A 9,361-nucleotide genomic window follows, 5' to 3' on the forward strand; every position below is an offset into this window, starting at 1 on the left:
CGAGCGTGCGCGCGCCGACGATGATCATGCGCAGCATCGCGGTGATCTGCCGGATCAGCTCCGGATCCTTCTCCGGCGGCAGGTCCATCGCGGTGGCGCCCATCGCGAACACCAGCCGGGTGATCGCCTTGGAGACCAGCGCTGGCTCGTGCAGCGGCGCGCCCTCCAGCGCGGCCAGGCGGATCAGGTCCACCCGCAGTTCGTCCTCGAAATAGTTCAGCTCGCGATCCACCGCATGCTTGAACGCGTCCGAGCCGACCGTGCCCTCGCGTAACAGGACGTGCAGCAGCTTGTCGTCGGCGCGCAACTGTTCCATGAAAGTCTCAACGGAACTGAGGATGATGCTGCGGCGATTGCCGGCGGCACGCTGCCGCGCCTGGCCGATGATGGTGCGCAGCGAGCTGCCGGCCAGGTCGATCAGCGCCACCGCCAGCTCGTCCATGTCGCGGAACTGGCGGTAGAAGCTGTTGGGGGCGATGCCGGCCTCGCGGGTCACCTCGCGCAGGCTCAGTGTGGACACGCTGCGGTGCGGCCCGATCAGTTTGAGCGCGGCGGCCAGCAGGTCCTCGCGCGAGATCGCGCCCTTGCGGGCGTTCGGCGTGTCCGCGGACGGGGGAGGGGAGAGCGTCGTCATGGGCAGACCGGGCCAGGCAATGGGGGATGATAACGCCATTGCTGAATGCACAACTGTATAGACATCTGTATCTTCATCTGTATAGTGGACCCCATGAACGCTGCCCGCCGTCCCGCCAAGCCCCGCCCCGCCGCCCGCGCCCTGCGCGCCTGGGTCAAGCCGGACGTGTTCGATTTCTGGTCCACCCGGCTGCATCCGTTGTGGACCTGGCAGCGCCCACGTGCCCGGCTGGTGCAGCGCGAGGCCGCCAGCAGCGATGCGGTGACCCTGGTGCTGCAGCCCAACCGCCACTGGCGCGGCCTGCGTGCCGGCCAGCACGTGGAACTGGGCGTGGAGATCGATGGCCGCCGGCTGCTGCGCAGCTACAGTCCCACGCCGTTGCCGGGCGGGCGCCTGGCGATCACGGTCAAGACCGTCGACGGCGGCCGGGTCAGCCAGTACCTGGCCGGCGCCGCGCGCATCGGCGAGGTGTTCGAACTCGGCCAGGCCTATGGCGAGATGGTGCTGCCGACCGCGCCGCACGGCCGCTGGCTGCTGCTGGCCGCCGGCAGCGGCATCACCCCGATGCGCGCGCTGCTGCGGCAACTGGCCGATGCCGGCATGCCGGCCGATGTCGACCTGCTGTACTGGGCGCGGCGCCACGACCAGGTCTGCTTCCGCGACGAACTGCAGGCGCTGGCCGCGGCGCATCCGCGCTTCCGCCTGCACCTGGCCATCACCGGCGAGGGCGACGCCCCGGCTCCGCGCGTGGACACGCTGCCGCTGGACGCCCTGGGCAGCCTGGAGCAGGCACAGGTGCTGGCCTGCGGCCCAGGCGGCTTCGTGCAGGCCGCGCGTGCGCGCCTGCAGCACCGCGTGGCGCGTTTCCAGGCCGAGGCATTCAGCGCGCCGCCGGCCCCGGCCGATGTCGAGCAGGGCACCGTGGCGGTGACCCTGGCGCGCAGCGGCCGCGTGCTGCAGCTGCCGCGCGGCCAGTCGCTGCTGACCGCACTGGAAGCGGAGGGCCTGCGGCCCAAGCACGGCTGCCGCATGGGCATCTGCAACAGCTGCGCCTGCGGCAAGCAGGCCGGCGTCACCCGTGATCTGCTCAGCGGCGCGCACGCCGCCGAACCCGGTTCGCTGAAGCTGTGCGTCAACAGCGCCAGCAGCGACCTGACCCTGGACCTCTGAAGGACTTCCCCATGGCGGCTCCCCGCAACCGCGCACTCACCCCGGCCGAACTGCAGGCCTTCGGCGATGAACTGGACGCGTTGCGCATGCGCACCCTGGCCGACCTGGGCGCGCGCGATGCGCGCTACATCCGCCGCATCGTCGCCGCGGTGCGCTACACCGGCGTGGCCGGCCGCGCGCTGCTGTTCCTCGGCGCCTTCGTGCACAGCGTGCTGGTGCCGGCGTGGATCGCCGGCGTGCTGCTGCTGACCCTGTCCAAGATCCTGGAGAACATGGAGCTCGGCCACAACGTGATGCATGGCCAGTACGACTGGATGGGCGATGCGCACCTGAACGGCAACACCTACGAGTGGGACATCGTCGCCACCGGCGACAACTGGCGCAAGACGCACAACTTCAAGCACCACACCTACACCAACGTGCGCGGCATGGACGACGACATCGGCTATGGCCTGCTGCGCATCTTCCCCGAGCAGCGCTGGCGCCCGTTCTACCTGGCGCAGCCGTTCATCGCGGTGGTGTTCGCGCTGCTGTTCGAATGGGGCGTGGCGATTCAGGACCTGCGCCTGGGCCGTTGGCTGGCCGGCAAGATGAAGCGCGGCGAATTGAAGCGGACGTTCCTGCCGGTCGGGCGCAAGATGGGCCGGCAGATCTTCAAGGACTACATCCTGTTTCCGGCGCTGGCCGGCCCGTTCTTCCTGCCGGTGCTGCTGGGCAACCTGGCCGCCAACGTGCTGCGCAGCATCTGGACCTTCGTGATCATCTTCTGCGGCCACTTCACCGCCGACGCCGAGACCTTCCCCAAGGAGTCGATCAAGAACGAGTCGCGCGGCCATTGGTACCTGCGGCAACTGCGCGGTTCCTCCAACCTGGCCGGCGGCAAGCTGCTGAACGTGCTGTCGGGCAACCTCAGCCATCAGATCGAGCATCACTTCTTCCCGGACGTGCCGGCCAACCGCTATGCGGCGCTGGCTGTGCAGGTGCGCGAGATCTGCGCGCGCTACGGCCAGCACTACAACACCGGCTCGCTGCCGCGGCAGTTCGGTCAGGTCGTGTGGCGGATCCTGCGCCACGCCTTCCCGAGCCGGCCGCGCCCGGTACGGGCGCTGCAGCCGGCGACGCAACAGGCCGGCTGAGCGTCGCGCCCAGGTCAAGCAAAAGGCGGGGGCGACCCCGCCTTTTTCATTGGTCCGGCGCTGGCGCGATATGCACGCCTCGCTCACGGGAGGCTGTCGATCATCCTTAGCCGCCTGCAGACGCCGGCGGCAGTGCAGGCGTCTCCCGTCGAGCGAGGGCCTGCGATGAAACCTGCCAAGCTGTTCAACGTCGTCGCCAAGAAGGCGTCGTATGCCGCCGGCACGCCCTGGACCTTCTGCATCGCGCTATGCATTGTGCTGGTGTGGGGCCTCAGCGGCCCGGTGTTCGGCTTCAACGACACCTGGCAACTGGTCATCAACACCGGCACCACCATCATCACTTTCCTGATGGTGTTCCTGATCCAGCACACCCAGAACGCCGACACCGCGGCGATGCAGATCAAGCTTGACGAGCTGATCCGGGTCAGCGCCAAGGCCAACAACGAGCTGCTGGATCTGGAAGAGCTGGACGAGAAGCGGCTGGAAGAGATCCGCAAGCAATACGAGGAACTGGCGCGCAAGGCCAGCGAGGAACTGCGTGCGCGCAATGCGCGCCACGGCGATGGCCGCGAGACCCACGATCGCCCCAAAGGTTGAGCTGACGCCCGCGCCCTGCGGACGGTGGAAGCAGCGTGTCGGCGGTGAGCGCGCGACACGCCGCTGCGCGTTGCAGGGATCAGGCCGGCACGGCGCCGTCCGGATCGTCTGTGGTCGCAGTTGTCGACGCGCGCTCGGCGCCCTGTAGGGTGTCGCCGTGCGGCGGCGTGGCCCGACCGTCATCCAGTTCGGCTGGTGGCATGGACGAGGCCGCGTCGGCCATGGTGGTGTGGGTGTTGCGGCGATAGGCGCGGATGGCGGCGTAAGCCGTGCCGGCTAGCGCAAGTTTCCAGAGTAGACCGGACATCGCAGGGCTCCAGTGCGGAAGGAACGGCCAGCGTCGGCCAGTGCAGGTGGCGCAGGCGTGCAGGTCACGTGCGTGCGGCGTGGCGCCGGTCGGCATCGCAGTCGCCGCTCGCGCGGCCTTCATCGCAACTTGCATGCCGGCTAACGTGCGCCGGCCTAGCGTGATCCGCTCACACGCTTCTGCAGGAGATCGTCATGGCGCAGCGCACTTCACCTCCCACCGGCACGCACGATGTCCGCCAGGCCGCCTACCGCGGCACGCAGGGCGATGTGTCCGCCGACAGCGGCGTGCCGTCGCAGCCCATGCCGTCGCCGCACGCTCGGACACCGCAGGACCACGGCGATGACCGCAGCGGGCGCAGCCAGCCCAACCTCGGCCAGGCCGGCACCTATGGCGCCACCGGCGCGCATGCCGGCGGCGCACACGGCAGGGCCGCCACGCCCGGCCGCTATCACGAGGACGATGGCGATGCGGCACACGATGCTGCCGCTGCACGCGGCGAAGACTAGCCGCACCGTGCGCTGAACATGGGGGCGGCAGGCACGGGCGTGCATCTGCTGCGCCACGCGTCGGTAACGCGCGCGGTGCGACCATGCCGCTCCCCACCCGGAGATCAGCACGTATGTCCAAGCAGACCATGGCTCGCCTGCTCGCCGAAACCCTGCACAGCGCGGGCGTGGAGCGGATCTGGGGCGTGACCGGCGACAGCCTCAACGGCCTGACCGACGCGCTGCGGCAGATGGACAGCATCGAGTGGATGCACGTGCGTCACGAGGAAGTGGCCGCCTTCGCCGCCGGCGCCGAAGCCGCGGTCAGCGGCAAGCTGGCGGTGTGCGCCGGCAGTTGCGGGCCGGGCAACCTGCATCTGATCAACGGCCTGTTCGATTGCCACCGCAGTCATCAGCCGGTGCTGGCGATCGCCGCGCACATCCCGTCCTCGGAGATCGGCCTGAGCTATTTCCAGGAAACCCACCCGCAGGAACTGTTTCGCGAGTGCAGCCACTACGTCGAACTGGTGACCAACCCAGCGCAGATGCCGGAAGTGCTGCAGCGGGCGATGCGCACGGCGATCCTGCGCCGCGGCGTGGCGGTGGTGGTGATTCCCGGCGACGTCGCCCTGCAGGAAATGCCCAAGGGCACGCCGACGACGTGGCCGGCGCTGGCCACCCCGCGCATCCTGCCGGCCGACGCCGACGTGGCGAAGCTGGCCGATCTGCTGCAGGCGAGCAAGGCCACCACCTTGCTGTGCGGCAGCGGCTGTGCCGGCGCGCACGACGAGGTGGTGGCGCTGGCCGACGCGCTCGGCGCGCCGATCGTGCATGCGCTGCGCGGCAAGGAACATGTGGAGTGGGACAACCCGTTCGACGTCGGCATGACCGGCCTGATCGGCTTCAGTTCCGGCTACCAGGCCATGCTCAACTGCGACACGCTGCTGATGCTCGGCACCGATTTCCCGTACCGGCAGTTCTATCCCAAGGACGCCACCATCGTGCAGGTCGACAACGACCCGGCCGCGCTGGGGCGGCGCACGCCGCTGCAACTGGGCATCGCCGCCGACGTGCGCGAGACCATCGCCGCGCTGCTGCCGCGCCTGCAGCGTCGCGAGGACCGCGGCTTCCTGGAGAAGTCGCTGGCTCACTACCGCAAGGCGCGCGAGGGCCTGGACGACCTGGCCGTGGCCTCGGCCCCCGGCGAGCCGTTGCATCCGCAGTTCGTCACGCGCATGGTCGATGCGCTCGCCGACGCCGATGCGATCTTCACCTGCGACGTCGGCACGCCGACGGTGTGGGCGGCGCGCTACCTGACCATGAACGGCCAGCGCCGCCTGCTCGGCTCGTTCAACCACGGCTCGATGGCCAATGCGATGCCGCAGGCGTTGGGCGCGCAGGCGCAGTTCCCACGCCGGCAGGTGATCTCGCTGTCCGGCGATGGCGGTTTCACCATGCTGATGGGCGACTTCATCACCCTGGCCCAGCTCGGCCTGCCGGTGAAGGTGGTGGTCTACAACAACGGCTCGCTGGGCTTCGTGGCGATGGAAATGAAGTCGGCCGGCTATCTGGACACCGGCACCGACCTGAGCAATCCGGACTTCGCGGCGATGAGCAACGCCATGGGCATCCTGGGTCTGCGCGTGGACGAGTCGGCGCAACTGGAGCCGGCCCTGCGCGAGGCGTTCGCGCATCCCGGCCCGGCGCTGGTGGACGTGCGCGTGGCCAGCCAGGAACTGGCGATCCCGCCGGCGGTCAAGCTGGAACAGGCCAAGGGCATGGGCCTGTACCTGCTGCGCGCGGTGATGAGCGGACGCGGCGACGAGGTGCTGGAACTGGTCAAGACCAACCTGCGCTGAGTCGCCGCAGGCACCGCGGCGCGGTTACGATCGCCGCGGTTCGCCCCGCCTCTTCCGTTGCGCCCAAGGACGTCCATGCCCCGTTCGCTGTTGCGGCAATTGCTGCTGATCTGGATCGTCATCGTCGCCGCCTGCGTGGGCATGGCGGTGGTGCTGGTCGGGCTGTACCGGCACAGCGAGGGCGTGCGCAGCGAACGCGCGCAGACCGGGTTGCGCGAGGTGTGCACGCGCATGGTGCAGCGCTACAACGGCGCCAGCGCCGCTGCCCACGGCAGCGACGGCACCGGCCTGGCGGCGGTGGTGTCGCAGCTGGTGCTGGCCGATGCCGCCGGCGTGGAAGGCGGCTTCTGGGACCGCCAGCGCGGCTTCGTCGCCTATGCCTATCCGACCTACGACGGGACCGAGCACAAGACCGACGTGCCCTCGGCCGAGCGCAACGTCATCGTGTCCACCGTGCAGCGCGGGGTGGAGGCGCAGCACACGGTCGACTACCGCCGCGACGGGCAGCGCGAGAGCCTGCTGATCGCGGCCTGCCCGCTGGACCGCAATGCCGCGGCCTGGGCCATGACCCGCGTGGCCTCCAGCGACGCCGCCGCCAGTCTGCCGCTGGCGCTGGGGATGGCGCTGATCCTGGCGCTGGTGGTGGTCTCGGCGCTGGCGCTGGGCTGGGTGGTGCGGCGCTGGAGCCAGCGCCTGCAGGGCATCCAGCAGGCCCTGGCGACGCCGGCCGAGGTGCCGCAGATCCCCAAGACCGGCGCGCCGGAGCTGGACCGGCTCGGCGCCGCGGTCACCGACTATGCGCAGCGCAACGCGCAGGCGCTGGCCGAGACCCGCCGGCTCGGCGAGGAGCTGTCGCGGCACGAACGCCTGGCCGCGCTGGGGCGCATGACCGCAACCGTGGCGCACGAAATCCGCAACCCGATCGCGACCTTGCGCCTGGCGCTGGAAAACCAGATCGCCGCGCACGCGGACGGCGCCGACGACGCCCAGGCGCAACTGATGCTGGCGCAGATCCAGCGCCTGGACGGCGTGGTGGAAAGCCTGCTCGGCATGGTCCAGCCGATCCGCCTGCACCGGCAGACGGTGGCGCTGCAACCGTGGCTGCAGGCGCTGCTGGACCCGGCCGACTGGGACGGGCAGACGCCGCCGATCGCGCTGCGCCTGCAAGCGGCGCCAGAGCAATGGATGCTGGATCCGCAGCAGGCCGCGCGCGCCCTGCACAACCTGCTGCGCAATGCGCTGCAGCACGCCGCGCCCGGCACCGAGGTTACGCTGGCGGCGCAGGCCGAGAACGACCTGCTGCACCTGCGCGTGCGCAACCAGGGCGAGCCGGTGCCGGCGCCGGTGGCCGCGCATCTGTTCGAACCGTTCGCCAGCGGCCGCAGCGACGGCAATGGCCTGGGTCTGGCGCTGGTGCGCGAGATCGCCCGCGCCCATGGCGGCGAGGCGCACTACACGCATCGCGACGGCATCACCGAGTTCAGCCTGGAGCTGCCATGGCGCGCATCCTGATCATCGACGACGACCTGGCCTTCCTCAGCACCCTGCAGGCCACGCTGCGCTCGTTCGGCCACGAGGTGGTGGCCGTGGCCGATCCGCGCGAGGGCCTGGCGCGCCTGGGCGAGGGCGGCCTCGACCTGGCCTTCGTCGATTTCCGCATGCCCGGCATGGACGGCATCGCACTGATGCGTGCGCGCCAGGACGACGCGCTGGCCATGCGCGTGCCGCTGGTGATGCTCACCGCGCATGCCTCCAGCGGCAACACCATCGAGGCGATGAAGCTCGGCGCCTTCGATCACCTGGTCAAGCCGGTGGGCCGCGCCGATATCGCCGAGGTGGTCGAGCGCGCCCTGCGCAGCCGCGGCGACGCCGCGCCGGACGCCGCAGCGGCGATGCCGGCCGAGGAAGACGACGCGCTGCTCGGCCACAGCGCGGCGATGCGCACCGTGCACAAGCGCATCGGCCTGGCCGCCGCGTCCGACCTGCCGGTGCTGATCACCGGCGAAACCGGCACCGGCAAGGAACTGGCGGCGCGCGCGCTGCACCGTGCCAGCGCGCGTGCCGCGCAGCCGTTCGTGGCGATCAATTGCGCGGCGATTCCCGCCGAGCTGATGGAGAGCGAGCTGTTCGGCTACCGCAAGGGCGCGTTCTCCGGCGCGGTGAGCGACCGCAACGGCCTGATCCGCGACGCCGACGGCGGCACCCTGTTCCTCGACGAGATCGGCGACATGCCCTTGCCGATGCAGGCCAAGCTGCTGCGTTTCCTGCAGGAAGGCGAGGTCTCGCCGCTGGGCGGGCGCGGCGCGCAGAAGGTGGATGTGCGGGTGATCGCCGCCACCCATCGCGACCTGCTGCAGGCGGTGGACGCCGGGCGCTTCCGCAGCGACCTGCGCTACCGGCTCAACGTGGTGCCGATCGAACTGCCGCCGTTGCGCGAGCGTGGCGACGACATCCTGCTGCTCGCCCAGCATTTCCTCGCCGCCGGTGCCAGCGCCCCGCAGACCCTATCGACGGCAGCGCAGGCGCGCCTGCGCGCCTATCCCTGGCCGGGCAATGTGCGCGAGTTGCGCAACGCCATGCAGCGCTGCCAGGTGCTGGTGCGCGCGCCGGTGGTCGAGGCGCACGACCTGGACGAACTGCTGGCCCAGCCCGCCGAGACGCCCACGACGCTCGATACCGACGCGCTGACCCTGCCGCAGGCGATCGCGCAACTGGAACGGCAGATGATCCAGGCGGCGCTGACCCAGGCCCACGGCAACCGCGCCGAGGCCGCGCGCCGGCTCGGCATCCATCGCCAGCTCCTGTACCGCAAGCTCGACGAGTACGGGTTGTAGGCGGCGCGCTGGCGCGCGCCGCCGGGATTGGGGATTAGGGATTGGGGATTCGTGAAAGCGCCTGACATCAGGCCGCGGCACCCGCTTTTACGAATCCCCAATCCCTAATCCCCTTCCATCCACACCTGTCCGCAAAGCGGACAGGTGTGGATGGAAGGGGGACACCGCCGATGCCATGTCAGCACAAAATTAATTTAAAAATCAATGACTTAAAAGTTGGCACGGCCTCTGCATTATTTCTCCTGCGAGCGGCGCCCCCTTGCCGCTCAGGAGGAACTCCCATGATCCGTCGTAGCGCACTCGCTCTGTCCCTGGTGCTGGCCACCGCCGCCGCTG

9 protein-coding genes are annotated in these 9,361 nt (G+C 70.0%); 7 read left to right on the top strand and 2 right to left on the bottom strand.

Features of this window, described 5'->3' with window-relative positions; all coding sequences use genetic code 11:
• The coding region (fabR, locus tag D183_RS0117360; protein ID WP_017910120.1) for an HTH-type transcriptional repressor FabR at nucleotides 1-634 on the bottom strand (634 nt) is incomplete at its 3' end.
• A gap of 93 nt (nucleotides 635-727) precedes the next feature.
• Between fabR and D183_RS0117365 the strand changes: the two genes are divergently transcribed.
• The 3 genes from D183_RS0117365 (at nucleotide 728) to D183_RS0117375 (ending at nucleotide 3,537) form a co-directional block, all read left to right on the top strand.
• Nucleotides 728-1,804 (top strand): ferredoxin reductase, encoded by a 1,077-nt coding sequence (locus tag D183_RS0117365; protein WP_017910121.1) that lies wholly within the window; start codon nucleotides 728-730, stop codon nucleotides 1,802-1,804.
• Between the two features lie 11 nt (nucleotides 1,805-1,815).
• Nucleotides 1,816-2,940: a fatty acid desaturase family protein gene (locus D183_RS0117370; RefSeq protein ID WP_017910122.1), complete on the top strand. Its 1,125-nt coding sequence runs from the start codon at nucleotides 1,816-1,818 to the stop codon at nucleotides 2,938-2,940.
• A 165-nt stretch (nucleotides 2,941-3,105) separates the two neighbouring features.
• On the top strand, nucleotides 3,106-3,537 hold the full coding sequence (locus D183_RS0117375) for a low affinity iron permease family protein (protein WP_017910123.1): 432 nt from the start codon (nucleotides 3,106-3,108) through the stop codon (nucleotides 3,535-3,537).
• 79 nt (nucleotides 3,538-3,616) lie between these two features.
• On the opposite strand, the gene D183_RS0117380 is transcribed toward D183_RS0117375, so the two are convergent.
• A complete protein-coding gene (locus tag D183_RS0117380; protein WP_017910124.1) occupies nucleotides 3,617-3,844 on the bottom strand; it encodes a hypothetical protein in 228 nt (75 codons plus the stop codon).
• A gap of 194 nt (nucleotides 3,845-4,038) precedes the next feature.
• Between D183_RS0117380 and D183_RS0117385 the strand changes: the two genes are divergently transcribed.
• The 4 genes from D183_RS0117385 (at nucleotide 4,039) to D183_RS0117400 (ending at nucleotide 9,025) form a co-directional block, all read left to right on the top strand.
• A complete protein-coding gene (locus D183_RS0117385; protein ID WP_017910125.1) occupies nucleotides 4,039-4,353 on the top strand; it encodes a hypothetical protein in 315 nt (104 codons plus the stop codon).
• A gap of 128 nt (nucleotides 4,354-4,481) precedes the next feature.
• On the top strand, nucleotides 4,482-6,191 hold the full coding sequence (gene poxB, locus D183_RS0117390; protein WP_026144588.1) for a ubiquinone-dependent pyruvate dehydrogenase: 1,710 nt from the start codon (nucleotides 4,482-4,484) through the stop codon (nucleotides 6,189-6,191).
• Between the two features lie 75 nt (nucleotides 6,192-6,266).
• A complete protein-coding gene (locus D183_RS0117395; RefSeq protein ID WP_026144589.1) occupies nucleotides 6,267-7,703 on the top strand; it encodes a sensor histidine kinase in 1,437 nt (478 codons plus the stop codon).
• Complete coding sequence (locus tag D183_RS0117400; RefSeq protein WP_017910128.1) at nucleotides 7,688-9,025, top strand: sigma-54-dependent transcriptional regulator; 1,338 nt, start codon at nucleotides 7,688-7,690, stop codon at nucleotides 9,023-9,025. The genes D183_RS0117395 and D183_RS0117400 overlap by 16 nt, the downstream gene beginning before the upstream one ends.
• Nucleotides 9,026-9,361 lie beyond the last annotated feature (336 nt).

It is taken from the genome of Xanthomonas sp. SHU 199, from assembly GCF_000364665.1.
Taxonomy (GTDB): domain Bacteria; phylum Pseudomonadota; class Gammaproteobacteria; order Xanthomonadales; family Xanthomonadaceae; genus Xanthomonas_A; species Xanthomonas_A sontii.

What these genes read in the sequence shown, in the direction of transcription:
- D183_RS0117380 (WP_017910124.1), bottom strand. Translation starts at nt 3,844, where the DNA reads ATGTCCGGTCTACTCTGGAAACTTGCGCTAGCCGGCACGGCTTACGCC.
- D183_RS0117375 (WP_017910123.1), top strand. Translation starts at nt 3,106, where the DNA reads ATGAAACCTGCCAAGCTGTTCAACGTCGTCGCCAAGAAGGCGTCGTAT.
- D183_RS0117400 (WP_017910128.1), top strand. Translation starts at nt 7,688, where the DNA reads ATGGCGCGCATCCTGATCATCGACGACGACCTGGCCTTCCTCAGCACC.
- D183_RS0117365 (WP_017910121.1), top strand. Translation starts at nt 728, where the DNA reads ATGAACGCTGCCCGCCGTCCCGCCAAGCCCCGCCCCGCCGCCCGCGCC.
- D183_RS0117370 (WP_017910122.1), top strand. Translation starts at nt 1,816, where the DNA reads ATGGCGGCTCCCCGCAACCGCGCACTCACCCCGGCCGAACTGCAGGCC.
- poxB (WP_026144588.1), top strand. Translation starts at nt 4,482, where the DNA reads ATGGCTCGCCTGCTCGCCGAAACCCTGCACAGCGCGGGCGTGGAGCGG.
- D183_RS0117385 (WP_017910125.1), top strand. Translation starts at nt 4,039, where the DNA reads ATGGCGCAGCGCACTTCACCTCCCACCGGCACGCACGATGTCCGCCAG.
- D183_RS0117395 (WP_026144589.1), top strand. Translation starts at nt 6,267, where the DNA reads ATGCCCCGTTCGCTGTTGCGGCAATTGCTGCTGATCTGGATCGTCATC.